Source organism: Janthinobacterium sp. GMG2 (genome assembly GCF_033949445.1).
GTDB classification, from domain to species: Bacteria; Pseudomonadota; Gammaproteobacteria; order Burkholderiales; family Burkholderiaceae_D; genus Janthinobacterium; species Janthinobacterium aestuarii.
The window spans coordinates 277,163-301,212 of sequence record NZ_JAXAWA010000008.1; the positions used below are offsets into that span (position 1 = coordinate 277,163).

24 protein-coding genes are annotated in these 24,050 nt (G+C 64.4%); 19 read left to right on the forward strand and 5 right to left on the reverse strand.

Annotated elements, in window-relative coordinates; genetic code table 11:
• From SKZ59_RS25210 to SKZ59_RS25225, 4 genes are all read left to right on the forward strand, one after another.
• Positions 1–1,161 carry an AAA family ATPase gene (locus SKZ59_RS25210; protein WP_319993301.1) on the forward strand — a complete coding sequence of 387 codons (1,161 nt, stop codon included), beginning with the start codon at positions 1–3 and terminating at the stop codon, positions 1,159–1,161.
• Between the two features lie 63 nt (positions 1,162–1,224).
• On the forward strand, positions 1,225–2,571 hold the full coding sequence (locus SKZ59_RS25215) for a CpaF family protein (RefSeq protein WP_319993335.1): 1,347 nt from the start codon (positions 1,225–1,227) through the stop codon (positions 2,569–2,571).
• Positions 2,572–2,576: 5 nt separating this feature from the next.
• Positions 2,577–3,545: a type II secretion system F family protein gene (locus tag SKZ59_RS25220; RefSeq protein ID WP_319993302.1), complete on the forward strand. Its 969-nt coding sequence runs from the start codon at positions 2,577–2,579 to the stop codon at positions 3,543–3,545.
• A gap of 18 nt (positions 3,546–3,563) precedes the next feature.
• Complete coding sequence (locus SKZ59_RS25225) at positions 3,564–4,505, forward strand: type II secretion system F family protein (protein ID WP_319993303.1); 942 nt, start codon at positions 3,564–3,566, stop codon at positions 4,503–4,505.
• 80 nt (positions 4,506–4,585) lie between these two features.
• Here the strand turns inward: SKZ59_RS25225 and SKZ59_RS25230 are convergent, their stop codons facing one another.
• Complete coding sequence (locus tag SKZ59_RS25230; RefSeq protein ID WP_034758799.1) at positions 4,586–5,368, reverse strand: inositol monophosphatase family protein; 783 nt, start codon at positions 5,366–5,368, stop codon at positions 4,586–4,588.
• Positions 5,369–5,563: 195 nt separating this feature from the next.
• Here SKZ59_RS25230 and SKZ59_RS25235 point away from each other — a divergent pair, with 195 nt between their 5' ends.
• The 12 genes from SKZ59_RS25235 to SKZ59_RS25290 all read left to right on the forward strand — a co-directional run bounded on the left by SKZ59_RS25235 (position 5,564) and on the right by SKZ59_RS25290 (position 19,494).
• Positions 5,564–6,328 (forward strand): RNA methyltransferase, encoded by a 765-nt coding sequence (locus SKZ59_RS25235; RefSeq protein ID WP_319993304.1) that lies wholly within the window; start codon positions 5,564–5,566, stop codon positions 6,326–6,328.
• Positions 6,325–7,227: a LysR substrate-binding domain-containing protein gene (locus SKZ59_RS25240; protein WP_319993305.1), complete on the forward strand. Its 903-nt coding sequence runs from the start codon at positions 6,325–6,327 to the stop codon at positions 7,225–7,227. The genes SKZ59_RS25235 and SKZ59_RS25240 overlap by 4 nt, the downstream gene beginning before the upstream one ends.
• Before the next feature lie 90 nt (positions 7,228–7,317).
• Complete coding sequence (locus SKZ59_RS25245) at positions 7,318–8,514, forward strand: MFS transporter (protein WP_319993306.1); 1,197 nt, start codon at positions 7,318–7,320, stop codon at positions 8,512–8,514.
• A 71-nt stretch (positions 8,515–8,585) separates the two neighbouring features.
• Positions 8,586–9,113 carry a hypothetical protein gene (locus SKZ59_RS25250; protein WP_319993307.1) on the forward strand — a complete coding sequence of 176 codons (528 nt, stop codon included), beginning with the start codon at positions 8,586–8,588 and terminating at the stop codon, positions 9,111–9,113.
• A gap of 7 nt (positions 9,114–9,120) precedes the next feature.
• Positions 9,121–10,755, forward strand: a complete 1,635-nt coding sequence (locus SKZ59_RS25255) for a GMC family oxidoreductase (protein WP_319993308.1) — start codon at positions 9,121–9,123, stop codon at positions 10,753–10,755.
• Positions 10,752–11,708 carry an esterase/lipase family protein gene (locus SKZ59_RS25260; RefSeq protein WP_319993309.1) on the forward strand — a complete coding sequence of 319 codons (957 nt, stop codon included), beginning with the start codon at positions 10,752–10,754 and terminating at the stop codon, positions 11,706–11,708. Before SKZ59_RS25255 ends, SKZ59_RS25260 begins: the two co-directional genes overlap by 4 nt.
• A 285-nt stretch (positions 11,709–11,993) precedes the next feature.
• On the forward strand, positions 11,994–15,632 hold the full coding sequence (locus SKZ59_RS25265) for an EAL domain-containing protein (RefSeq protein ID WP_070304064.1): 3,639 nt from the start codon (positions 11,994–11,996) through the stop codon (positions 15,630–15,632).
• Positions 15,633–15,784: 152 nt separating this feature from the next.
• Positions 15,785–16,366, forward strand: coding sequence for a phasin family protein (locus tag SKZ59_RS25270; RefSeq protein ID WP_072456533.1), 582 nt, complete (start codon positions 15,785–15,787; stop codon positions 16,364–16,366).
• 138 nt (positions 16,367–16,504) lie between these two features.
• Positions 16,505–17,176, forward strand: a complete 672-nt coding sequence (locus SKZ59_RS25275) for a TetR/AcrR family transcriptional regulator (protein WP_034758777.1) — start codon at positions 16,505–16,507, stop codon at positions 17,174–17,176.
• A gap of 41 nt (positions 17,177–17,217) precedes the next feature.
• Positions 17,218–17,991 (forward strand): hypothetical protein, encoded by a 774-nt coding sequence (locus tag SKZ59_RS25280; RefSeq protein ID WP_034758773.1) that lies wholly within the window; start codon positions 17,218–17,220, stop codon positions 17,989–17,991.
• 11 nt (positions 17,992–18,002) lie between these two features.
• The gene (locus SKZ59_RS25285) at positions 18,003–18,548 is read left to right on the forward strand and encodes a TIGR00730 family Rossman fold protein (RefSeq protein ID WP_034759494.1); all 546 of its coding nucleotides are present in this window, start codon (positions 18,003–18,005) and stop codon (positions 18,546–18,548) included.
• Between the two features lie 340 nt (positions 18,549–18,888).
• The gene (locus tag SKZ59_RS25290; RefSeq protein ID WP_413774600.1) at positions 18,889–19,494 is read left to right on the forward strand and encodes a PEP-CTERM sorting domain-containing protein; all 606 of its coding nucleotides are present in this window, start codon (positions 18,889–18,891) and stop codon (positions 19,492–19,494) included.
• A gap of 96 nt (positions 19,495–19,590) precedes the next feature.
• On the opposite strand, the gene SKZ59_RS25295 is transcribed toward SKZ59_RS25290, so the two are convergent.
• The 3 genes from SKZ59_RS25295 to SKZ59_RS25305 form a co-directional block, all read right to left on the reverse strand.
• Positions 19,591–20,103 (reverse strand): YgjP-like metallopeptidase domain-containing protein, encoded by a 513-nt coding sequence (locus SKZ59_RS25295; protein ID WP_034758768.1) that lies wholly within the window; start codon positions 20,101–20,103, stop codon positions 19,591–19,593.
• A 178-nt stretch (positions 20,104–20,281) separates the two neighbouring features.
• Positions 20,282–20,662 carry a KGG domain-containing protein gene (locus SKZ59_RS25300; protein WP_034758763.1) on the reverse strand — a complete coding sequence of 127 codons (381 nt, stop codon included), beginning with the start codon at positions 20,660–20,662 and terminating at the stop codon, positions 20,282–20,284.
• Between the two features lie 47 nt (positions 20,663–20,709).
• Entirely contained in the window at positions 20,710–21,222 is a 513-nt protein-coding gene (locus tag SKZ59_RS25305) for a phasin family protein (RefSeq protein ID WP_072456539.1), read from the reverse strand.
• A gap of 144 nt (positions 21,223–21,366) precedes the next feature.
• Between SKZ59_RS25305 and SKZ59_RS25310 the strand changes: the two genes are divergently transcribed.
• Genes SKZ59_RS25310 through SKZ59_RS25320 form a run of 3 tightly spaced genes read left to right on the forward strand, consistent with a single transcriptional unit; the run spans position 21,367 to position 23,030 of the window.
• The gene (locus tag SKZ59_RS25310) at positions 21,367–21,528 is read left to right on the forward strand and encodes a hypothetical protein (RefSeq protein ID WP_319993310.1); all 162 of its coding nucleotides are present in this window, start codon (positions 21,367–21,369) and stop codon (positions 21,526–21,528) included.
• A gap of 38 nt (positions 21,529–21,566) precedes the next feature.
• Positions 21,567–22,448: a formyltetrahydrofolate deformylase gene (gene purU / locus SKZ59_RS25315; RefSeq protein WP_034758753.1), complete on the forward strand. Its 882-nt coding sequence runs from the start codon at positions 21,567–21,569 to the stop codon at positions 22,446–22,448.
• A gap of 39 nt (positions 22,449–22,487) precedes the next feature.
• The gene (locus SKZ59_RS25320) at positions 22,488–23,030 is read left to right on the forward strand and encodes a YaeQ family protein (protein WP_034758748.1); all 543 of its coding nucleotides are present in this window, start codon (positions 22,488–22,490) and stop codon (positions 23,028–23,030) included.
• Between the two features lie 60 nt (positions 23,031–23,090).
• On the opposite strand, the gene SKZ59_RS25325 is transcribed toward SKZ59_RS25320, so the two are convergent.
• Positions 23,091–23,885 (reverse strand): head GIN domain-containing protein, encoded by a 795-nt coding sequence (locus tag SKZ59_RS25325; RefSeq protein WP_319993311.1) that lies wholly within the window; start codon positions 23,883–23,885, stop codon positions 23,091–23,093.
• Positions 23,886–24,050 lie beyond the last annotated feature (165 nt).

Consider the following 24,050-nt stretch of genomic DNA (forward strand, 5'->3'; position numbering starts at 1 on the left):
GTGAAAATCGCCATCAATTCCAGGGATGAAAAAATACTGTCCGAACTGGGGCGGCTGCTGCGCAGCCGCAACCGGCTCGACGAGATCAGCGCGGGCGGCGAATCGCTCGAACCGCTGCAGGCGGCGCAATCGCTGCCCGACGTGCTGATCTTCGACCGTCCATCGAACGACGGCGCCGACCTGGCCGCCATCGAGCGCCTCAGCAACCTGCATCCGCGCATGGCCTTCATCGTGCTGTGCCACCAGCAGCCGCCCGAATTCCTGCTGCAGGCCATGCGCGCGGGCGTGCGCGACGTGCTGCCGTTTCCCGCCGTGCCGGCCAGCCTGCATGCGGCGCTCGAACGCATCGAGGAAAAGCTGGAGCGGCGCGAGCATGGCAACGGCAAGGTGCTGGCCTTCATTTCCTGCAAGGGCGGCAGCGGCGCGACCTTCATCGCCAGCAACCTCGGTTATGCGCTGGCCGCCGGCGGCCAGCAGCGCGTTGCCCTGATCGACATGAACCTGCATTTTGGCGACGCTTCGCTCTTCGTTTCCGAGAACAAGCCGCTGGCCACCCTGTCCGACGTCACGCGCGACATCCACCGGCTCGACTCTTCGTTCCTGGGGTCGAGCATGCTGCACATCCTGCCCAACTACAGTGTGCTGGCCGCGCCCGAGGATCCGGCCCACGCCAGCGAAGTGGCGCCCGAACACATCGACGCCATCATCCGGCAAGCCAGGCGCCAGTACGATTTCATCGTGCTCGACGTGGGCCGCAACCTCGACGCCGTCAGCGTGCGCGCGCTCGACCACGCCGACATGATCTTTCCCGTCCTGCAGGCGACCTTGCCGTACATCCGCGACGGCAAGCGCCTGCTGGGCATGTTCCGCTCGCTCGAATACGCGAAGGAGAAGGTGCACATCATCGTCAACCGCCACGACAAGGGCGGCGAAATCCGCCTGCGCGACCTGGAAGCGGCGTATGGCACGGCCGTCTACCGCACGGTGCCCAATCACTATGCCTCGGCGGCCGCCTCCGTCAACCAGGGCATGCCGATTTTGCAGCTCGACAAAGCCAGCCCGATCACCCGCTCGCTGCAGGAGTTCGCCGCCAGCCTGGGCGGCGGCGCGGCCAGCACGGCGCGCAAGGGCTGGCTGGGCCGCGTCCTGCGGCGCGCTTGATGCACATGCTTGACCCACACCCCAGAACAGGAGCATTGCATGGCTAGTTCCCCCACCGCCGCCTTGTCCATCCGCGAAAGGCTCGGCAGCGCCAAGATCGCCGCGCTCGCGCCGCAACGCGCGGCGGCCATCGACAACCACGGCTACCGCGCCCTCAAGCTGCGCATCCATGGGCTGCTGCTCGAACGGGTCGACCTGGAAAGCATGCAGCGCCTGTCGCAGGAGCGCATCCGCGAAGAATTGCGCGGTCTCGTCGAGCGCTTGCTGGACGAAGAGGCGGTCGTCATCAACGACGCCGAGCGCCGGAGCCTCACGCGCGACATCCAGCACGAGATGCTGGGCTTCGGGCCGCTCGAAACCCTGCTGTCGGATGCCAGCGTGTCGGACATCCTCGTCAACGGCCACAAGCAAGTGTATGTGGAGCGCGGCGGCCGCCTGGAGCTGACCGACATCTGCTTCGACGATGACGCCCACCTGATGAAAATCATCGACAAGATCGTCTCGCGCGTGGGCCGGCGCATCGACGAGTCGAGTCCCATGGTCGATGCGCGCCTGCCCGACGGTTCGCGCGTGAACGCCATCATTCCGCCGCTGGCCATTGACGGCCCCGTGATGTCGATCCGGCGTTTTTCCGTCGATCCGCTGCGCCTGGCCGACCTGGTCGCCTACCGCAGCATGACGGCCGAGATGGCCGAAGTGCTGCAGGGCCTGGGCAAGGCGAAGATGAACATCCTCATTTCCGGCGGCACGGGCAGCGGCAAGACCACCATGCTCAACGTGATTTCCGGCTTCATCGGCCATACGGAACGCATCGTCACGGTGGAAGACGCGGCCGAACTGCAATTGCAGCAGCCGCACGTCGTGCGCCTGGAAACGCGGCCCGCGAATATCGAAGGCAAGGGGGAAGTGTCGCAGCGCGCGCTGGTGCGCAATGCGCTGCGCATGCGCCCCGACCGCATCATCCTGGGCGAGGTGCGCGGCGCCGAGGCGCTCGACATGCTGGGCGCGATGAACACGGGCCATGAAGGTTCGATGGCCACCATCCACGCCAATACGCCGCGCGACGCGCTGACGCGGCTGGAAAACATGATCAGCATGGCGGCGGCGAATTTGCCCAGCAAGGCCATCCGGCAGCAGATCAGCTCGGCCGTGTCGGTGGTGGTGCAGGTGTCGCGCCTGATCGATGGCAAGCGCAAGGTGACGTCGATCCAGGAAATCACGGGCATGGAAGGGGAGGTCATCACGATGCAGGAAATCTTCAGCTTCAAGCAGACGGGCGTGGCCGAGGGCGGCGCCGTGGTCGGGCAGTTCTCGGCCAGCGGCATCCGCCCGCGTTTCCTCGAGCGCCTGAACAGCTTTGGCATCGGCGTCTCGGCCGCCCTGTTCGAACCCGCGGCGGCGGGACGCTGAACGCGATGCTTTCCTATCTTGTCTATCTGTTCCTCTTCCTTGCCGTCGTGCTGCTGGTGGCGGGCACCTGGCTGGCGTGGCAAGCGGCGCGGGGGGCGGGCGCTGCGCGGGTGGCGCGGCGCCTGCAGTCCATGTACACGGCCAGCGATGGCGAACAGGCGCTGTCGATCACCAAGCAGCGCCCGCTGAGCAGCAATCCGTTTCTGCAGGGCGTGCTGGAAGGCTTGCCCGGCGTGTGGCGCATCGAGCAACTACTGCTGCAGGCGGGCATGCGCTGGCTCGTGGCCGGCTTCCTCGGCTATTGCGCGCTTGGCGCGACCGCCGGCCTGCTGGCGGCCAGCGCGCTGCCCTTGCCATGGTATGTGCGCCTGGGTGTGGGTACGGGCGGCGCCGCGCTGCCGTATCTGCTGGCGCGCCGCGCCAGAAGCCGGCGGCTGGTGCGCATCGAACAGCAATTGCCGGACGCGCTGGACCTGATGGGCCGCGCCATGCGCGCCGGCCATGCGTTTCCCACCGCGCTGAAAATGGTGGGCGAGGAGATGACGGGGCCGCTGGCCGACGAGTTTCGCGCCGTGTTCGACGAAGTCAGTTTCGGCGTCGCGATGGCCGATGCGCTGGGCAACCTGGCCGCGCGCGTGCCCAGCACGGATTTGCGCTATGTCGTCATCGCCGTGCTGATCCAGCGCGAAACGGGGGGCAACCTGACTGAATTGCTGGGCAGCATCAGCGCCATCATCCGTGACCGATTGAAACTGCTGGGGCAGGTGCGCGTGCTGTCTGCCGAAGGGCGCATGTCGGCCTGGGTGCTGGGCTTGCTGCCGTTTGGCGCGGCGCTGATGATGCACGTGATGAATCCGCAGTTCATTGCCGTGCTGTACACGGATGCGGGCGGGCGCAAGATGGTCGGCGTGGCGCTGGGCTTGCTGATGGTTGGCGTGCTCTGTATTCGAAAAATTATCCATATCCGGGTGTGACATGAAAGAGCAAACACGATGAGCGGCATGAATGCGGCGCAGCTGGCTTTGCTGGGCCTGCTGTTCCTGATTGTTTTCGCGCTGGCCGTGCTGGTGCTGCGCCTGTTTGCCGGCAGTGCCGTGCAGCAGCGGCTGCAATCGCTCGGTGATGCGGGTGCCGCCGGCGACCGGGAGCGCCATGCGAGGCGGCGCTGGGTGGCGCACGCCGTCAGCCTCACGCGTCCGCTGGCCAGGCTGTCGCTGCCCGACGAAGGCTGGGAAAGTTCGCCCATCCGCAGCCGCTTCGTCCATGCCGGCTGGCGCAGCCAGGCCGCGCCAGCCCTGTTTTATGCGGCCAAGACGGGCCTGTTCGTGGGCTTGCCGCTGCTCGGGTATTTCCTGCTGCGCCAGGGCGGACAGAATATGCTGTTATGGCTGGTCGCGGCCGCCGCCCTCGGCTATTACCTGCCCAATGTCTGGCTGTCGCACTGTTTGAAACAGCGCCAGCGCGAAGTGTTCGAGACCTTTCCCGATGCGCTCGACCTGATGACGGTGTGCGTCGAAGCGGGGCTGGCGATGGATGCGGCGCTGGCGCGCGTGGCGCAAGAAATCGGCTTGAAAAGCGCGGTCCTGGCCGAAGAGCTGCAACTGGTGACGCTGGAACTGCGCGCCGGCAGCGCCAAGGACAAGGCCTTGCGCAACCTGGCCCTGCGCACGGGCGTGGACGATGTGGACGCGCTGGTGACCTTGCTGATCCAGGCCGAGCGCTTCGGCACGAGCATAGCCGCGTCGCTGCGCGTGCAGTCCGACCAGCTGCGCACCAAGCGGCGCCAGCGCGCCGAAGAAACGGCGGCCAGGATCGCCCTCAAGCTGCTGTTTCCGCTGATTTTTTTCATTTTTCCATCGCTGATGGTCGTGCTGATGGGCCCGGCGTTCCTGCAGATTTACCGCGTGCTGCTGCCGGCCATGCGGGGCAGCTGAAGGGTAGTCGAGCGGGCAAAAAAAAAGCTGCCGGAGTTTCCTCCGGCAGCTTCTTTACATCATCAGCCCTTGCCTGGCAATCAGGCGAATGGCGTCAGCAAGGTGATCATCTGGCCAAAGATCTTCGGGCTGGCGGCGATGACGTCGCCCTTGTACAGGTAGTCCGATTCGCCGGAAAATTCACCGACGATGCCGCCCGATTCCGTGATCATCAGGGCGCCGGCGGCGATATCCCAAGGCTTCAAGCCTTTTTCGTAGAAGCCGTCCAGGCGGCCGCAAGCGACGTAGGCCAGGTCCAGCGCGGCCGAGCCGGCGCGGCGTACGCCCTGGCTGCGTTCGCCCATGATCGCGTACATCTTCAGGTATTCGTCCAGCGCGCGGGCGCTGCCGGCCACGTAGCCGGTGCCCAGCAGGGCGTTCGAGATGCGGTCGAGCTTGGTGACGCGGATGCGTTTTTCGTTCAGATAGGCGCCGGCGCCCTTGGTGGCCGTGAACAGGTCATTGCGGACCGGGTCGTAGATGACGGCTTGCGTGACGACGCCGCGATGCGCGAGGGCGATCGAAATGCAGTATTGCGGGAAACCGTGGATGAAGTTGGTGGTGCCGTCCAGCGGATCGATGATCCACTGATATTCATTCTCGTCGTGCGAGTTGGCGGAAGCTCCCGATTCCTCAGCCAGGAACGCGTGGTCCGGGTAGGCTTTGGACAGCACCTCGATGATGGCTTGTTCGGCCGCCTGGTCGACGTCGGTGACGAAATCGTTATGTTGTTTTTCCGTGACGACGACGCGGTCGAGGTCAAAAGAGGCGCGGTTGATGACGGCGGCGCCGCGGCGGGCGGCTTTGATCGCCGTATTGAGCATTGGGTGCATGTGAGCTTCCGTTAAAAGCACGCGACCGCCCATGGCCGCCTTGCGGCGCCGGTACGATAGAGTGCAAGAATGAATTAAAGAGCGGAGCGGTGCCGAAGTGGTTAAAATCCCGGCCTGGCGTCAGCGTTTTGTGACTCCGTTTCCCGAAATTTCCTGTATCGATACCGCGCAATAGCGCTATTTTAAATGAATCTGCCCGAAATCAACACGTCTCTTTTCAAACGCCTGCGATTTATTCTTGTCGAAACTAGTCGTCCTGGCAACATTGGCGGCGTCGCGCGCGCCATGAAAACGATGGGTTTTTCCGATCTGGTGCTGGTCAACCCCCGCTTTCCCGATGCCTTGACGGATGCGGAAGCGGTGGCCTTCGCCAGCGGCGCGCAGGATATTTTGTCGGGCGCGCGCATCGTCGGCTCGATCGCCGAGGCGCTTGAAGGCTGCAATTACGCGGCCGCCGTGTCGGCCCGGTTGCGCGAATTTTCGCCGCCCGTCACGGCCCCGCGCGCCATCGCGGCCCAGCTGGCGGCCGGCGCAGACTTGCACGCGGCCGTCATCTTCGGCAATGAGCGCTTCGGCTTGCCAAACGAGATCGTCGAGCAGTGCAATGTGCTGATCAACATCCCCGCCAATCCCGAGTATTCGTCGCTGAACCTGTCGCATGCGGCGCAGGTCGTCGCCTATGAATGCCGCGTGGCGGCGCTCGGCGATGGGCAAATGGCCAGCCCCGTCGGTTTTCATGGCGACGCGGCCAGCCTGGCGCAGGTCGACGGCATGTATGCGCATCTGGAGCAGGCGCTGGTCGCCATCGATTTTCTCGACGCCGACAATCCGAAAAAGCTCATGCCGCGCCTGAAACGCCTGTTTTCGCGTACGGGGCTGGAAACGGAAGAAGTCAATATCCTGCGCGGCATCGCGCGCCATATCCTGGCGGTAGCCAAAAAAGGCCCATGATAGAGACCCGGCTGCTGCGCCAGTTCATCGCCGTCGCCGAGGAACTCAATTTCCGGCGCGCGGCCGAACGGCTGCACATGGCGCAGCCGCCGCTGTCGCAGGCGATATTGCGGCTGGAAGAGGCGCTCGGCTACCCTGTTTTCGAACGCACGAACCGCAAGGTCGCCTTGACCCCGGCCGGCGGCACTTTCCTGGCCACGGCGCGCCAGGTGCTGGCCAGCCTGGAAGAGGGCGTGGCCGCCACGCGCCGCGTGGCGCAAGGCATCGAGGGGCATTTGCGCCTGAGCTTTATCCACATCACGCCGTATGCCCACGTGCTCGAGGCTTTGCGCGCGTTTCGCGCCGCCTCGCCCGCCGTGCAATTCACCTTGCGCGAAGCGTCGACGCAGCAGCAGGTCGAGTGGCTGGAGCGGGGCGACATCGATATCGCGCTGCTGCGCGCACCGGGCCGCAGTACGCCGGGCTTGCGCTTCGAGCGCCTGTCGGGCGAAGACATCGTGATTGCGCTGCCCTTGGACCACCATTGCGCGGGACAGGCGATGGTGGATCTGGCGGACCTGGCCGGTGACGATTTCGTCGCTTCGCCGCGCGAGCTGGGCCAGGGTTTCCACGACCAGCTGGCCAGCCTGTGCCTGCATGCGGGTTTCGTGCCGCGCGTGGTGCAGCAGGCGCGCCGCCTGCAAACGGTGCTGGGACTGGTGGCGGCCGGCTTTGGCGTGGCGCTGCTGCCGGCCAGCCTGGCGGCCTGCGCACCTGCCGGCGTGATCATGCTGCCGCTGGCAAGCAGCGCGCCCGAGGCGCTGCGCCAGCTCGACCTGTACATGGCGTGGGACCCGCAGCGCACGTCGCCCGTGCGCGAGCGGCTGCTGGCGCAGTTGCGGCTGTCCTCCACGCATTGAGACTTTCAAGGTCTCATTTCAAGATAAATAAGATATTTTACAGATGATGGCCCAGGGGCCAGCATGGCGTTTTGATTTGCTGGAAGCGCCATGTCTCCTGTTACTACCCGCGCCGCAGCTTCGCTGCCGCTCGCCATCTACCTACTGTCCTTGTGCAGCTTCGCCTTTGGCTTGTCCGAATTCATCGCCGCCGGCCTGTTGACCCCCATGGCGCGCGACTTGCACGCCAGCGTGGCGGCGGCTGGCGGTGCCATTGCCGCGTATGCGCTGGGGGCGGCCATCGGCGCACCGATCCTGACGGCCATGCTGGCGCGCCGGCCCACGCGCCAGGTGCTGGTGGCCACGATGCTCGTGCTGGCGGCCGGCAGCATGGCCATGGCGGCCGCGCCGGCGCTGGGCGCGCTGCTCGGTGTGCGCTTTGCCGTGGGACTTGCGCATGGCGTGTTCATGGCCGTCGCCTCGCATGCGGCCACCAGCCTGGTCGACCCGTCGCGCGCGGGACGGGCGCTATCCATCGTCTGGCTGGGCCTGACCCTGGCGCTGGCGGGCGGCGTGCCGCTGGGGACATGGCTAGGCGCCGTCTCGTCGTGGCGCTGGGTATTTGCGGCCATCGGCGTGCTGGCCCTGTGCGGCGGCGCCGGCTTGCGCTTCGCCATGCCGGCCGTGCGCCAGGAAACCGCTGCCGTCTCGGCGCTGGCCAGCCTGCGCGCCATCTTGCAGCCGCCCCTGCTGCTGGCGGCCGGCGTGGCGGCGCTGGTCAGCGTGGCCACCTTCAGTTTTTTCACGTATATCTCGCCGTTCCTGCTGCAGCTGGGCGGACTCGATGCGGGCTGGCTGGGTGCCGCCATGCTGTGCTTTGGCGCGTGCGCCATCGGCGGCAACCTGCTGGGCGGCTGGTGCGCGGATAGGCCCCACGCGCTGCGCGCCACCGTGCTGGCACTGGCCGCGCTGGCGCTCAATTTGCTGGCGTTTTATATGCTGCGCGCCCAGCCCGTGGCCATGCTGGCCCTGTGCGGCACCTTGGGCTTGCTGTTCTTCGCCCTCGTGACCCTGTCGACCATGCGGCTGCTGCGCCTGGCGCAGCAGCATTGCCCTGGCAGCGACGCCGTGGCGGCGGGCCTGAATATCGCCGCCTTCAATGCGGGCACGGCGGCCGGTGGCGCGCTGGGCGGCGCGCTGATCGTCGCCTTTGGCTTACCCAGCATCGCCATCGGCGGCGCGCTGGCGGCGCTGCTGGCCATGCTGCTGCTATGGTTCCCGTCGCGCAAACTAGACGGGTCGCTCTAGTTTTTGCGTTTAAATGCCCGCTGCCTTTGGCGTACACTGGCCTGCAAAAGGCCGTACAAAACAAGGGAGACATGGGGATGCGACGCAGATCGTTTCTGAAACTGGGCGTGCTCGGCGCCGGTGTGCTGGCCGCCGGCGGCGCCGCCTACCGCCTGGTGCGCGGACCGGCGCCACCGGGCCGCTTCGTCCTCGACGGCGAAGCGCGCGCGGCGCTGGCGGCCATCGTGCCGGCGATGCTGGGCAGCGCACTGACTCGGGACGCGACCGCGCGGGCCACGGCGCTCGATGGCGCCATCGCCGGCGTGGACACGGCCATCCGCGGCTTGCCGCTGGCGGCGCAACAGGAAGTGCAGGATCTGTTTGGGCTGCTGGCGCTGGCGCCCGCGCGGCGCTTCGTCGCCGGCGTTGAGAAAGGCTGGCTTGACGCCGACCCGGCCCAGGTGGCCGCCTTTCTGCAGGCGTGGCGCACGCACCGCCTGGCGACACTGCAGACGGCTTACCTGGCCCTGCACGATTTGATTCTCGGCGCCTGGTATGCCGATGCCGCCCACTGGGCCGCCATCGGCTATCCGGGACCGCTGCCCGAACTGAGCGCATAAGGCATCCATGAGCACATCCCCCATACCTGACCCGATTGCCGCCGGCCTGGCCGCCGGCTGGAACGTCACCGACGCCAGCACCCTGGCCGCCGACCGCACCCTGGAAGCGGACGTCGTCGTCATCGGCAGCGGCGCCGGCGGCGGCGTGACGGCGGAAATCCTCGCGCTGGCCGGCTTGAAAGTGCTGATCGTCGAAGAGGGCGGCTTGAAGTCCTCGCAAGACTTCAAGATGCGCGAAGCGGACGCTTATCCCGCGCTGTACCAGGAATCGGCCGCGCGCAAGACGCGCGACAAGGCGATCAATATCCTGCAGGGACGCACGGTCGGCGGTTCGACCACCGTCAACTGGACCTCAAGCTTCCGCACGCCGCCCGGCACCCTCGAATACTGGCGCAAGCATTTTGGCTTGTCCGGCTATGGCGTCGATGCCATGGCGCCGTGGTTCGCCATGATGGAAAAACGCCTGCACGTGAGCGACTGGGCCGCGCCGCCCAATGAAAACAACGACTTGTTGCGGCGTGGCGCCACGGTGCTGGGCATCCCCACGGCCGCCATCCGGCGCAACGTGAACGGCTGCTGGAACCTCGGCTACTGCGGCATGGGCTGCCCGACCAACGCCAAGCAGTCGATGCTGGTGACGACGATCCCGTCGGCGCTGGCGCTGGGCGCGGGCCTGCTCGTGCATGCGCGCGCCGAACGTTTCATTTTCAAGGGCGAGCGCGTCGACAGCCTGCAGGTGACGGCGCTGGACGCCGCCGGGCAAGTGCCGACGGGCGTGCGCCTGACGCTGCGCGCCAAACACTTCGTGCTGGCCGGCGGCGCCATCAACTCGCCCGCGCTGCTGCTGCGCTCGCAGGCGCCCGACCCGCACGGCTTGCTGGGCCGGCGCACCTTTTTGCATCCGACCGTGGTGTCGGCGGGCCTGTTCACGCAGAGGGTCGACGCCTATGCGGGCGCGCCACAGACGATTTATTCCGACCATTTCCTGCATACGGCGCCCATCGATGGCCCCATCGGCTACAAGCTCGAAGCGCCGCCCTTGCACCCGCTGCTGATGGCCACCACCATGGGCGGCTTCGGCGACGAGCATGCGCGCACGATGCGCGAATTTCCCCATGCGCACGCCTTGCTGGCGCTGCTGCGCGACGGCTTTCACCATGATGCGGCGGGCGGCAGCGTCTCCATCGACAGTTTCGGCGCGCCCGTGCTCGACTATCCGCTCACGCCTTTTCTCTGGGACGGCGTGCGGCGCGCGCTGCTGTCGATGGCGGAAATCCAGTTCGCGGCCGGCGCCAGGAGCGTCTATCCCGTGCATGAGCTGGCCAGCCACTACACGAGCTGGGCGCAGGCAAAGCAGGCCATCGGCGAGTTGCCGATGAAGGCGCTGCTGGCGCGCGTGGTGTCGGCCCACGTGATGGGCGGCTGCGCCATGTCGGACGATGCGCGCCTGGGCGTGACGGGCGCCGACGGCCGCTATCACGGCGTACGCAACCTGTCCGTGCACGACGGCTCGCTGTTCCCCACCTCGATCGGCGCCAATCCGCAACTGACGATCTACGCGCTGACAGCGCGCCTGGCCAGCGGCCTGGCGCAAGCGCTGACGGGCAAGCCCGCGCCCGTTCCCGTTGCGGCGACCGCATGATCGCGCGCATCCTCAAGTGGCTGATGCTGCTGCAACTACTGGCCGTGCTGGGCTTGGCGTACCTGGCCATGCAGGCGTGGGGCGTCGCTTCGCCGCTGCTGGCCGTGCTGCTGGCGCTGGCCATGCTGCTGGCCGTGCGCGCGCTGATCGTCGTGCGCAATTTCCGGGAGAGCCGGCGCCTGGGCAGCCCCGTGCCGCCTGAATACCAGCTGGGCACCATGGGCGCGGCGCGCCTGTTTTTGGGCGAACTGCGTGCCACCCTGTGGACGTCGTCATGGGGCATGCTGCGTCCGCGCCTGCATGCGGCCGGCACCATCCCCGGCCAAGGCATGCCGGTGCTGCTGGTGCACGGCTATGTGTGCAACCGCGGCTACTGGACCAAGCTGAGCCGGCAACTGGCCCGGGCCGGCATCGTGCACGACGGCGTCGACCTGGAACCGATCGGCGCCGACATCGAGGAGTTCGTGCCGCAGGTGGAACAAGCCATCACCGAGCTATGCGCCCGCACGGGCAGCGACCGCGTGATTCTCGTCGCCCACAGCATGGGCGGCCTGGTGGCGCGCGCCTGGCTGCGCCATTACGGCGCGGCCCGCGTGGCCCGCATCATCACGATCGGCACGCCGCACCACGGCACGGCGCTGGCCAACCTGGCGGCGGGTGCCAATGCGCGCCAGATGAGCCGCGTCGATGGCACGCCCAGCGGCTGGCTGGCGCAGCTGGCCGCCAGCGAGACGCCCGAGACGCGCGCCCTGATCACGTCGATCTATTCGCATCACGACAATATCGTCGCGCCGCAAGCGTCCGCGCAGCTGCCGGGCGCGCGCAATATCGCTTTCGGCGGCATCGGCCACGTGGCGCTGGCCAGCGATGCGCGCGTGCTGCGCCAGCTACTGGCAGAAATCACTATCAAGAGCGAAGTCGCCCAGCCTCCCTCCGCTCCCCATTTCGCCTGAGTCCTGTTGTGTTTTGTCTGCATGGCAAGACTGTCTCTTTTGACTCTGCTGTTGCCCATGTTTAACAACGCACGAGGCAGAAAATGCTGTTTTCCACTGGCGTACTGTATTAAGCTAACGTCAGAAGATAAGCGGGGAAAATTTGTTCATGAGGCCGCTTGAGCCGTTCTGCAGGCGTACGTGGGCCAGAAATTTCTCTGAATCTATGGCAAGATGTTATACGATTGTTATGTAGCCCGCGCATGCGGAAAAATGAGTCCATGCCGTTTTTATTGGGGGCGCTAATTGTCCGCACGTATCCTGATTATCGAAGATAACGCCACCAATATGGAATTGATGGTGTACTTGCTGCGTGCCTTCGGGTACACGCCGCTGGCCGCCTATGACGGCGAAGAGGGCGTGCGCATGGCGCGCAGCGAGTTGCCGGACTTGATCATTTGCGACGTGCATTTGCCCAAGCTCGATGGCTATGGCGTGGTGGCGGAGCTGAAGAAGGACCCGCAGCTGCGCAAGATCCCGGCGCTGGCCGTGACGGCGCTGGCCATGGTGGGCGACCGCGAGCGCCTGCTCGAAGCGGGCTTCAATGGCTACATCGGCAAGCCGATCGAACCCGACCTGTTCGTCGCGGAGCTGGAGTCTTTTTTACCCGGGGCGCCGTCGACGCCAGTTAAAAACGACATAGCCACCATCCTGATCGTCGATGATCATGTGCTGAACCGCGAGTTCCTGACCGCACTTCTCGGCTACGGCGGCCACCGCCTGCTGGAGGCGGCCAACGGCGCCGACGCGCTGGAAATACTGCGTACCGAGCGGCCCAACCTGATCATCTCCGACATCCTCATGCCGAACATGGACGGCTACGAATTCGTCACGCGCGTGCATGCCGATCCCGCGCTGGCCGACGTGCCCATCATCTTTTATACGGCCACCTACCGCGAGCAGGAAGCGATCCTGCTGGCGCAGGCGTGCGGCGTGCGCTGGGTCTTGCCCAAGCCGTCCGATCCCGAAGTCATCGTACGCACGGTCAACGAGGCGCTGGGACTGATGCCGGCGGCGCCCCAGGTGCCGGCGGCGCCGGGCGCGGGCGGCGGGGCGGCGCTTCCCGCCACGGGCCAGCTGGCCGGCATCGAGCACCAGGTCAGCGGCTACCTCGACGAACTCGAATCGAGCAGCCAGCAGATTTCGCAGCTGGCCAGCCAGCGCGAGGGCCAAGCCGCGCTCCCCGAAGACCTGGGCATCATGACGGAGCGCTTGTCGCGCTCGCTGTCGAGCCTGCAGGCGGTGAGCCTGCGCCTGACGGCCCTGATCGAACTGGGCATCGAGCTGGGCGCCGAACGCGATCCGCGCGCCCTGATCGAGGCGGGCTGCAAGGTGGCGCAGAATATCTGCGTCTCCAAGTACGCCTGCATCGGCGTACTGGAAGAGGGCGCCGAAAAGCTCAGCTATTTTTCCTCGTGCGGCGCCGAGAAAAACCTCGATCGCATCGCCAGCACGCCGCGCACGGGCATTTTGAACCGCTTGCTGGAACAGCGCCAGCCTTACCGCGTCAATGGCTTGAAGGGCGACCCCGGCGCGCTGGGCCTGCCCGACACGCACCCGCCCGTACACTCCTTCCTCGGCGTGGCCATCGCGTCGCGCGAGCGCAGCCACGGCTGGCTGTACCTGGTCGACAAGCTGGGGGCGAATGAATTTTCCGAAGTCGACGAACGGGTCGCCGCCACGGTGGCGGCGCAGATCGCCGTCGCCTACGATAATCTGCTGCTGTACGACGAGATCAAGCGCCACCACGAGCAGCTGACCCTGGACATGGCGGCGCGCATCCGCCTCGATGAAGACTTGCGCCGCTTCCGCCTGGCGATGGACGCCACGGCCGACGCGATTTTCCTCGTCGACCGCGCCGGCATGTGCTTCGTCGACGTCAACCAGACGGCGTGCCGCATGCTCGGTTTCGAGCGCGAGGATTTCCTGCGCGTGGGCCCGGGCCGTGCGCACGAGGGCGAATCCCAGCTGGAAGAGCTGTACAACAAGCTGCTGGCCGGCGACCAGGGCGGCCCGATGACGGAATTGCAGCTGCAGCGCAAGGACGGATCGCCCCTGTCGGTGGAAGTGCAGCGGCGCACCTTGCGCTCGGGGCAGAGCTGGATCCTGGTGGCCGTGGCGCGCGACATCACGGAGCGCAAGGACGCCGAACAGCGCCTGATGAAACTGGCTCATTTCGACACCTTGACGGGTTTGCCGAACCGCAGCCAGTTCTACGCTTCACTGACCCATTCGCTGGCCCAGGCGGCCGAGCACCAGTGGGCCGTGGCCGTGCTGTTCATGGATGTCGACCGCTTCAAGAATATCAACGATACCCTGGGCCACACGATCGGCGACGACCTTCTGCGCCAGTTTTCCAGCCGCCTTGTCGATTGCCTGCGTGTGCGCGACACCATCGGCCGCTTTGGCGGCGATGAATTTGCCACCATCCTGCTGCTGCCCGAAGGCGCACAGCATGCCGTCGGCGTGGTCGACAAGATCCGCGAGGCGATGCGCAAGCCCTTCGACTTGCAGGGCCACGAGGTGACGGTGACGGTCAGCATCGGCATATCCGTCTTCCCCGAGGATGCTGCCGATGCGGACACCCTGATTCAATATGCCGACACGGCCATGTACCGCGCCAAGGAAGCGGGGCGCGACGCCTTCCGCTTCTTCACGGCGGAAATGAACGCGCAATCGATGGCGCGGCTGGACATGGAAAATGCCCTGCGGCGTGCCATCGACAACGAGGAATTCGTGCTGTTCTTCCAGCCCAAGGTGAATATCATCTCGGGGCGCATCAGCGGCGCCGAGGCGCTGATACGCTGGCGCCGTCCCGGCCACGGCATGGTTTCGCCGGCCCTGTTCATTCCCCTGCTGGAAGAAACGGGTCTCATCGTGCGCGTCGGTAACTGGGTGCTCGACGAGGCCTGCAAGAAGATCAGCGAATGGGGCGCCAGCAGCATCGGCCCCGTACACCTGTCGGTGAACGTGTCGGGCATCCAGTTCTTCGTCGGCGGCCTGGAGGAAGAGGTGCTCAAGGCGATCCGCAAGCACGATATCGCGCCCGACCTGCTGGAGCTGGAGCTGACGGAAAGCTCGCTGATGTCGAATGCCGAGGAAACCATCGCCGTGCTGCGCAACCTGAAGGCGCTGGGCATTCAGATTTCCATCGACGATTTCGGCACCGGCTATTCCAGCCTGGCCTACCTGAAGCGCTTCCCCATCGACAAGCTGAAGATCGACATCGCTTTCGTGCGCGAAGTGACGAGCAATCCGGACGACGCGGCCATCGTGCTGGCCATTATCAGCATGGCCCACAGCATGAAGCTGGAAGTGATCGCCGAAGGCGTGGAAAACGATGCGCAGCTGGCCTATCTGCGGCGCCACGGCTGCGACGAGATGCAGGGCTATTATTTCAGCCGCCCCGTGCCGCAGGAAGAATTCGAGCAGATGCTGATGGGCGGCAAGCTGCTGCAGGCGCCGCAGGATGCGGGCAGCGAAGAGCAGCAAACCTTGCTGATCGTCGACGACGATGTCTTCATGCTCGACGTGCTCAGCGACTTCCTGGCGCAGGACGGCTACCGCATTCTGACGGCGCAGACGGCCGCCGAGGGCTTCGACATCCTGGCGCGCCACAAGGTGCAGGTGATCCTGTGCGACCAGTGCATGCCGCTCATGAGCGGCACCGAATTCATGGAGCGGGTCAAGCACCTGTGCCCCGACACCTTCCGCATCATGCTATCGGCCTTTGCCGACCTGACGCCCATCATGGCAGCCATCAACCGCGGCGCCGTCGACCGCTTCTATACCAAGCCGTGGAAAGGCGCCGTGCTGCGCGAGAATATCCGCGAAGGGTTTCGGCTGCACAAGCTGCTGCATGGCCAGGTGAAAGCGGCGGCCTGAGGATTTTCCGCAGCGGGTAATTGGCCGCCGCGTGCGCTGGCGCACCTTGCGCAGCAGCTTTCCATCGAATTAGACTCCCGTCTCTAGTTTTGCTCTCTAGAATAAAACGCATCCATGAAGTGGCATGGCCTTTCACATGACGGGAGCTGGCGATGGTGAAGAAATTGAAGGCGCTGACGGAAGATACGGAATTGACGAGTGCCGTGCGCTCGTCCGCGCAGCAGATCTGGCAAGCGGGCCTCGGCGCTTTTGCGAAGGCGCAGGAAGAGGGCGGACGCGTGTTTTCCAGGCTGGTGAAGGAAGGCACGGAATTCCAGAAACGGGCCGAAGACAAGGTGGCCGACGTCAGCGGCAGCGTCGGCAAGCTGGCCGATGGCGTGGGCAAGCAGGCCAGCGGCTCGTGGGACAAGCTGGAGCAAGTGTTCGAAGAGCGCGTCGCGCGCGCGCTGGCCACCATCGGCGTGCCCACGCAGCAGGACATCGCTGCGCTGCACGCGCAGATCGATGCCTTGAGCCGGCAAGTGGCAGCGCTGTCGGCCAAGGCCGCGCCGGCGCCCAAGCTGAAGGCGGCGGCCAAGCCCGCCGTGAAGGCGGCGCCGAAAGCCGCACCGAAAGCCGTACCGAAAACTGCGCCGAAAGCGGCTGCCGCCAAAGCGCCGGTCAAGCCCGCGAGCAAAGCGGTGAGCAAACCCGCCGCGAGGCCGGCGGCGAAGAAAAAAGCGCCGGCCGCCTGAGCTGGCGCCGCATTCCTCCAGCCTGCTCGCGCAGGTTTTTTTTTGCCTGCGGTTTTCGCCGGTGCCAGCGGGCGCAGTGTTTCATTACGACTATCTTAGGTGGTATGCTTGAGGCAGAACACAGAGAGATTGCCCGCCATGCTACAAAAAGCACCACGCCGTACCCGCGAACGCATCCTGGAGTTGTCGCTGCGCCTGTTCAATGAGTTTGGTGAGCCGAATATCACGACGACCGTGATTGCGGAAGAGATGAACATTTCGCCGGGAAACCTGTATTACCACTTCCGTAACAAGGACGACATCGTCAACTCGATCTTCGTCCAGTTCGAGGCGGAAATCGAACGCATCCTGACCGTGCCCGACGGGCGCCGCTCGAATATCGAGGACGTCTGGCTGTACCTGCACCTGATGTTCGAGCTGATCTGGCGCTACCGCTTTTTCTATCGCGACCTCAACGATTTGCTGTCGCGCAACCGCAAGCTGGAACTGCACTTCAAACTGATCCTGGCGCACAAGATCAAGGTAGCCACGCAGCTGTGCGAAGACTTGCGCAGCGAACAGTCGCTCGAAGCGTCGGATATGGAAGTCGCTGCCATGGCGACGAATATGGTCGTCGTCGCCACCTACTGGCTGTCGTACGAGTACGTGCGCAACCCGCGCAAGTACAGCGAGCAGCAATCGATGTCCGATGCGCTGGCGCGCGGCTGCTACCAGGTGCTGTCCCTGATCGGGCCGTATCTGCGCAATGAAACGCATTTGCTGTTTCGCAAACTGTCGGAAGAGTATGTGACCAAACTCAAGAACGACTGACGCTGCTGCTGGCGCCACGTCGTCAATTACAGGAGAGAGAGATGGCTTGGAAACAATTCCCCTATCCGGACGAAGCATATGTCTACACGCCGCAAACCCTGGAAGCGGCCTGGCCGCGCCTGCATGCGGGCGATGTGGAACCGTTTCCCACGCACCCTGCGCTGCTGCAAGCCTGGCTGGCCTTCCACGCGGGCGACTTCGAGCGCGCCGTGAAGCTGGGCCTGGCCGTCGGCGTGCCCGGCTATGCGGTGGCGCACAAGGCCACCTGCATCTATGCCACGCACCTGGAAGGAAACGACAGCCAGAAACTCGACATGTACGAGGAAGTGGCCGAGCGCTGCGAGCGCCAGCAGAGCGAGCAGCCGGACAATCCGGCCGGCTACTACTGGCATGCCTACAGCCTGGGCCGCTACGCGCTGGGCACGTCCGTCGTCAAGGCACTGGCGCAAGGCATGGGCGCGCGCGTGCGCAACAGCCTGGACCGCACGATGACGGTAGCGCCCATGCATGCGGAAGCGCATATCGCGTTTGGGATTTATCATACGGAAATTATCGACAAGGTCGGCGCCATGATAGGCAGCCTGACCTACGGCGCCAACAAGGAAGACGGCTACCAGCACTTCAAGACGGCGCTGGCCCTGACGCCGTATTCGGCGCTGGCGCACAGTGAATATGCGCGCGCGTTGAACATGCTCGACGGAAAGAAAAAGCTGGCGGAAGCGCTGGCCCTGTATGAAAAGGCGGCCGAGTGCGTGGCGCTGGACGCCAAGGAACGCCTCGAAGTCGAGGCGGCAATCGATGAATTGAAAGGGTAGGGATTACTGTGATCAAGGCTTTATGTGTGTACTGTGGCGCCAACGCGGGCGTCTCGCCGGACTATGCCGTGGCGGCGCGCGAACTGGCGCGCGTGCTGGTGGCGGAAAATATTTCGCTCGTGTATGGCGGCGGCAAGGTGGGCCTGATGGGCGTGATCGCCGATGAAGTGCTGCGCCTGGGCGGCGAGGTAACGGGCGTGATTCCCACCCAGCTGGTCGAACGCGAAGTGGGCCACATGGGCTTGACGCGCCAGTTCATCGTGAAGGACATGCATGAGCGCAAGGCGATGATGGCCAGCCTGTCCGACGCCTTCATCGCCATGCCCGGCGGCTATGGCACCCTGGAAGAACTGTTCGAGATGCTGACGTGGGCCCAGCTGGGCTTGCACGCCAAGCCCATCGGCCTGCTCAATGTCGACCGTTTCTACGATGGCTTGATCGCTTTCGTGCAAAATGGCAAGGAACAGGGTTTCATCCGCCCGCAGCACGCGGCATTCCTCAATGCCGACGCCGATCCGGCAGCGCTGGTGCAGCGCCTGAAGGAGTGCGTGCCGTAACGCCATGTTCGCCTGGCCGTGCGGGCGCCGCCGATCAACTATTTTTGATGTCGCTTGAAAGAGCCATGCGGTGCGCACTGCATGGCTTTTTTATTTCTGCACGGGAAAATTGATCGGGCTGAATGACTTAATTAATAAAAATATGGCTATAAAATTGCTCTAGAAGCATGTTTTTTTGAAAATGAAGATGATTTTTAATCATGGCTGTGGTCTACTGTCAGGGTTCAAAAGTTAGGAATATCGGACACCGACGAGCGCTGTACAGACTCCCCAAAAAAGGTGCCGAGCCGTTTCAAGTTGCCACAACCACGCTACTTCATCATCTCGAAAGGATGCTATTTTGAAACCAATGACCCTCTTGCGAGCGACCGCTGTCGCCGCCGTTCTCGCTACTGCTGGCGGCGCCCACGCACAAACCACCACCATCGGCTTTGATTCGCTGGAACAACCAGGCTACTTCGGTTCCGTGTTCAATTCCTACTCCGAAGGCGGCTACAACTTCGACAGCAGCTTCCTCGGCCTGCTGAGCTCGGCGCACCAGGATAGCTTCGCCTATGCCGGCTCGGCCGGTCTCGGCGCGACCCCACTGTCGACGACCACCCTGAGCCGTGCCGATGGCGCCGCTTTCTCGCTGAGCTCGATCAGCCTGGCCGACTTCGTGAGCTTGCCCGGTTCCTTTGACGTGACGTTCGTCGGCCACCAAGTGGGCGGCGGCACGGTGAGCCAGACCTTCACCCTCGGTGGCGGCCACACCTTTGCCGATTACACGTTTACAGGTTTCAGCAATCTGCTGTCGGCAACGTGGAAGGAAGGCGCCTTGCACACCTTCCAGGTAGACAATATCGCCGCCACTGTCAGCGCCGTGCCGGAACCGGCCACCTACGGCATGCTGCTGGGCGGTCTGGGCCTGATGGGCTTCATGCTTCGCCGCAAAAACGCCGCCTGAGCTTGAACATGGCGCCGGTCATGCCGGCGCATCAGTAAAAATGCCGCCCAGTTGTATGCCGGGCGGCATTTTTACATGGATGTCATGACCAGGACTTCATGACCACAGGCGCTGGCCTGACAGGTCGAGCTGGGTCAGGTACAGGCGCACGTCGAATTCGTACTGGTGGTATTGCGGTTCCATATACGTGCACAGCTTGTAGAACGCCTTGTCGTGCTGCTTTTCCTTGACGTGCGCCAGTTCGTGCACGGCGATCATGCGCAGGAATTCCAGCGGCACTTCCTTGAACATGGTGGCCACGCGGATTTCATGCTTGGCCTTGAGCTTGCCGCCCTGCACGCGCGAGATCGAGGTATGCAAGCCCAGCGCATGCTGGATCACATGGATCTTGCTGTCGAACGCCACCTTGTTGATGGGCTCGGCATTGCGCAGAAATTCATTCTTCAAGTCCTGCACATACTGATACAAAGCCTTGTCGTTGCGCACATCGTGCGCGTTCGGATAGCGTTTCAACAGGACGTCGCCGAGCTTGTCCTGTGCGATCAGTTGCTGCACTTGCGCTTGCGTTTGTTCGGAATAGGCGCTCAGGTATTTCAGGGATGGCTGCATGCGGGAAAGGGCGGGAGGTGGCGCGGAGGTGTCGGTAAGGCGAGAATGTACCATACCGCCGCCCCCGGCGCTGCGCCAGCCCTTGCATGGGGCCGCCAGGGCCGCCCCGCGCCTTCCTGCGTCAAGTCGTGCGCTGCCGGGCCAAGCCGCTCAGCCCGGGCAGTCCTGTCAACTCTGGTCAGCCCTTGTCGTCTTCGTCCTTGCCGCCCTGCCGGCCAGTGCCGCCGCCGCGCGCCGCCGTGCTGCGGCTTTCATTGGCGCGCTGGGCCGATTGCCGGCTTTCGCCGCCTTTGCGGCCGATTTCCGCCATGTGTTCGCGGTTGCGGCTGACGGCTTCGCCGCCTTTCTGCCCGGCCCGGCGTGCTTCTTCCGAGTCGAATTCATGCGCCGTGCCTTTTTGATGGGCTGCCTGGCCGCCCTTGCTGGCAATTTCGCGTTGCTGCTCCTCATTCATGGCGGCGAAACCGCGTTTGCTCGTGCCTTTGGCGCTGCCCGATTCGCTGGTTTTCTGGCTGCTGCCAGCGCCTTTGCCCTGTTCATTTCCTTGATTGCTAGCCATGTCGCTCTCCTTGCTGTCGAGTGGGGTCAAGTGGTCAATGCAGGTGCTCAATGCGCCTGCTCGGATTGCCTGCTGGTATCGCGGCTGCTGCCCGCGCCGTCGCGGTGGCCCGTGGCATGCATTTTTTCAATCATTTCACGCTGGCGTTGCGCGGCTTTTTCCGTTTCTTCCGCCGTCTTGCGCACCACTTCGTCAGCGAAGGCCACGGCCGTGCGGCGCGCTTCGGGCAGGTGATTTTCTGCCGTGCGGTTCATTTCGACATTGGCGTTGGCGACGAGATTGCCGAGTTGCTGCTGGTACTGGCGCAGCTTGTTGCCGCTTGGCTGCAGCTGGCCGGCGGCCATCGACATGAACTCGCCCGTGTCGCGTGCGCACAGCAGTTGCTGGCTGGCGTTGCTCCATTCCTGCAGCAGGTCTTGCGCCAGCCGCAGATGCAGCTCGCTCAATTGCTGCACCGTATCGAACATCTTGCGCGATAGTTCCGTGGCGAAACTGCACTGGGCCTCGAGATGGGACTTCAGGGCGGGGCTGAGACTGGGGGAAATACTGTTTGTGAACATGTTCTACCTCAATGAAAAACTGATCCGGGAAACACCCGGTGCGCCGGGTGCGACGTGTGGTGAAACAAGCAAAGAGATAGACGCCCAACGGCGTGCCAGGTTCCATGGCAGATGCCGGTTTGGCGCGAGAATGGGGTCCGGCAGATGGAAAAACGCGATCACTTTGTGCCAGATCAAATGAACGTCAATCAGGCCGCCGCAGTCGGCAGCCATGCCGCTTGTGTGGAAAATGCATGTTTACAGGCCCGGCCGTGCGACAATAGCCGGCTCGCGGCAGCGCAGCCGATGGCCGGCGCGCGTGGCTGAGCCGAGCATAGCCTTACTTTTTACCTGATTCCGCGACCATGACGCATCCCGAATACATCCTGACCCTGTCCTGCCTGGACCAGCGCGGCATCGTGCACCGCGTCTCCGGCTTCCTGGCCGAACACGGCTGCAACATCCTCGATTCCGCCCAATTTGGCGACCAGGAATCCCAGCTGTTCTTCATGCGCGTGCATTTCGCGCTGGAAGACGGCGCCGTCAGCGACGCCCAGTTGCGCAGCGACTTCGCCGACCTGTCGCAAGCCATGCAGCTGAACGGCGCTTTCCATGGCCAATTGCACGATGCGCGCGTCAAGCCGCGCGTCATGCTGATGGTGTCGAAGATCGGCCACTGTCTGAACGATTTGCTGTTCCGCTACAAGAGCGGCTTGCTGAACGTGGAAATTCCCGCCATCGTGTCGAACCACATGGAGTTCTACCAGCTGGCGGCCAGCTACAATATTCCCTTCCACCACCTGCCGCTGGCCACCGGCGCGCCGGAAGCGGCCAAGCTGGCGCAGGAAGCGAAGATCATCGACCTGATGGACACGCACAAGATCGACCTGGTGGTGCTGGCGCGCTACATGCAAATCCTGTCGCCGGGCCTGTGCCAGGCGCTCGATGGCCGCGCCATCAATATCCACCATTCCTTCCTGCCCAGCTTCAAGGGCGCCAAGCCGTATGCGCAGGCGCATCACCGCGGCGTCAAGCTGATCGGCGCGACGGCCCATTTCGTCACGGGCGACCTGGACGAAGGCCCGATCATCGAGCAGGACGTCGAGCGCGTCGACCATGCGATGGATGCGGAAACCCTGACGGCCATCGGCCGCGACGTCGAGTGCGTGGTGCTGGCGCGCGCCGTGAAATGGTTCGTCGAGCACCGCATCCTGAAAAATGGCGACAAGACGGTGGTTTTCCGCTGATACCGACTTCACTATTCACTTTACCGAGACAGAAACACGATGGCCCTCAAAGCAACAATTTTCAAAGCCGATCTGCAGATCGCCGACATGGACCGCAATTACTACCAGGATCACGCGCTGACCCTGGCGCGCCACCCGTCCGAAACGGACGAGCGCATGATGGTGCGCCTGCTGGCGTTCGCCATCCATGCCGACGAGGCGCTGACCTTTACCAAGGGCCTGTTCGACACGGAAGAGCCCGACCTGTGGCAGAAAGACTTGACGGGCGCCATCCAGCTGTGGATCGAAGTGGGCCAGCCCGACGAAAAGCGCATCCTCAAGGCGTGCGGACGTTCGGAACAGGTCATCGTCTACAGCTATGGCGCAACGAGCCACATCTGGTGGAAGCAGATCGCGAATAAACTGGAACGGGCGAAGAACTTGACCGTGATCAACCTGCCATCCGAGGCGGCGCAAGACATGAGCAAGCTGGCGCAGCGCAACATGCAACTGCAATGCACGATCCAGGATGGCCAGATCTGGCTGACGGACAGCGTCAACACGGTCCTGATCGACCGCGAACCGGTCAAGCCGGCCCGCTGATGTCGGCTGTCTGAAACGCAAAAAGCCCGGAGCGATCCGGGCTTTTTGCATTGCGCTTGATTAATTCGGCGCGCTGCCCAGGCGGCGGATGCTGCTCGAACGCTGCATGCTGCGGCTGATGCGCGGGTCGCCGTAGTAGCTCACTTCGCCAGAACCGCCGATGCTGATGGCCAAGTCTTGCTTGGCCCACACGGTGGCTTCGCCCGAGCCGCCGATGCTCACCTGCACTTCGCGCGCGGCCAGGTGGCCCGCCTCGATATTGCCCGAGCCGCCGATCGATGCCGTCAGTTGTTCCGTCTTGCCGCTGGCCTTGAAGCTGCCGCTGCCGCCGATGGCGATGGACACCTGGCGGCTGTCGAGGTCGCGCGCGTGGATGGAGCCGGAACCGCCCACGTCGAAGCGCAGGTTCTCGGCGCGCAAGCCCGTTGCCGTGATGTTGCCCGAGCCGCCCACGCTGACGCGCTCCACATGGCGCGCCTGGATGACGATGGTCAGGCTGCTCTGGCGGAAGTTGGCGTTGCGCTTGGCGGGCCGGATGCGCAGGGTGCCGTTTTCCACGGCCGTGTCGATCAGCGGCAGAATATTGTCGTCCGCTTCGATGGTGACGCTGTCCGTGTTGCCGATGCGCAGTTCGACCGTACCCGGCACGTTCAGCGCCACGGCATGGAAACTGCCCACGTCGCGCGTCTGCTTTTGCAGCTTGCCGCTGCCCTGGATGCTGTTGCCGGAAATCCAGTCGAGCGGCGACGCCAGCGCCGGCGCGGCAGGGATGGCCAGCGCGCAGGCGGCCAGCAGCAGGGCGGCCGCGGCGCTGGCGTGGCGGCGGTGGCGGCGGTGGAAAAGTATCGGTGTCATTCTTGCTCCCTGTTGGAATTGGTATGAGAGCATGGTATGCCAGCCGGCCGCGTCTGCGTACCGTCCTGCGACAGACTGCGCCAGCAGCGGCATGGAATGCAGGAGGCTGCGACAGGATGGCATGAGGTATTATGTCGGTGGGACATACGACGGGCGGCACGCGCC

Coding starts and splice junctions, on each gene's coding strand:
- SKZ59_RS25220 (WP_319993302.1), top strand. CDS start 2,577: ATGCTTTCCTATCTTGTCTATCTGTTCCTCTTCCTTGCCGTCGTGCTG.
- SKZ59_RS25225 (WP_319993303.1), top strand. CDS start 3,564: ATGAGCGGCATGAATGCGGCGCAGCTGGCTTTGCTGGGCCTGCTGTTC.
- SKZ59_RS25230 (WP_034758799.1), bottom strand. CDS start 5,368: ATGCTCAATACGGCGATCAAAGCCGCCCGCCGCGGCGCCGCCGTCATC.
- SKZ59_RS25235 (WP_319993304.1), top strand. CDS start 5,564: ATGAATCTGCCCGAAATCAACACGTCTCTTTTCAAACGCCTGCGATTT.
- SKZ59_RS25240 (WP_319993305.1), top strand. CDS start 6,325: ATGATAGAGACCCGGCTGCTGCGCCAGTTCATCGCCGTCGCCGAGGAA.
- SKZ59_RS25245 (WP_319993306.1), top strand. CDS start 7,318: ATGTCTCCTGTTACTACCCGCGCCGCAGCTTCGCTGCCGCTCGCCATC.
- SKZ59_RS25250 (WP_319993307.1), top strand. CDS start 8,586: ATGGGGATGCGACGCAGATCGTTTCTGAAACTGGGCGTGCTCGGCGCC.
- SKZ59_RS25255 (WP_319993308.1), top strand. CDS start 9,121: ATGAGCACATCCCCCATACCTGACCCGATTGCCGCCGGCCTGGCCGCC.
- SKZ59_RS25260 (WP_319993309.1), top strand. CDS start 10,752: ATGATCGCGCGCATCCTCAAGTGGCTGATGCTGCTGCAACTACTGGCC.
- SKZ59_RS25270 (WP_072456533.1), top strand. CDS start 15,785: ATGGTGAAGAAATTGAAGGCGCTGACGGAAGATACGGAATTGACGAGT.
- SKZ59_RS25275 (WP_034758777.1), top strand. CDS start 16,505: ATGCTACAAAAAGCACCACGCCGTACCCGCGAACGCATCCTGGAGTTG.
- SKZ59_RS25280 (WP_034758773.1), top strand. CDS start 17,218: ATGGCTTGGAAACAATTCCCCTATCCGGACGAAGCATATGTCTACACG.
- SKZ59_RS25295 (WP_034758768.1), bottom strand. CDS start 20,103: ATGCAGCCATCCCTGAAATACCTGAGCGCCTATTCCGAACAAACGCAA.
- SKZ59_RS25300 (WP_034758763.1), bottom strand. CDS start 20,662: ATGGCTAGCAATCAAGGAAATGAACAGGGCAAAGGCGCTGGCAGCAGC.
- SKZ59_RS25305 (WP_072456539.1), bottom strand. CDS start 21,222: ATGTTCACAAACAGTATTTCCCCCAGTCTCAGCCCCGCCCTGAAGTCC.
- SKZ59_RS25310 (WP_319993310.1), top strand. CDS start 21,367: ATGGAAAAACGCGATCACTTTGTGCCAGATCAAATGAACGTCAATCAG.
- purU (WP_034758753.1), top strand. CDS start 21,567: ATGACGCATCCCGAATACATCCTGACCCTGTCCTGCCTGGACCAGCGC.
- SKZ59_RS25320 (WP_034758748.1), top strand. CDS start 22,488: ATGGCCCTCAAAGCAACAATTTTCAAAGCCGATCTGCAGATCGCCGAC.
- SKZ59_RS25325 (WP_319993311.1), bottom strand. CDS start 23,885: ATGACACCGATACTTTTCCACCGCCGCCACCGCCGCCACGCCAGCGCC.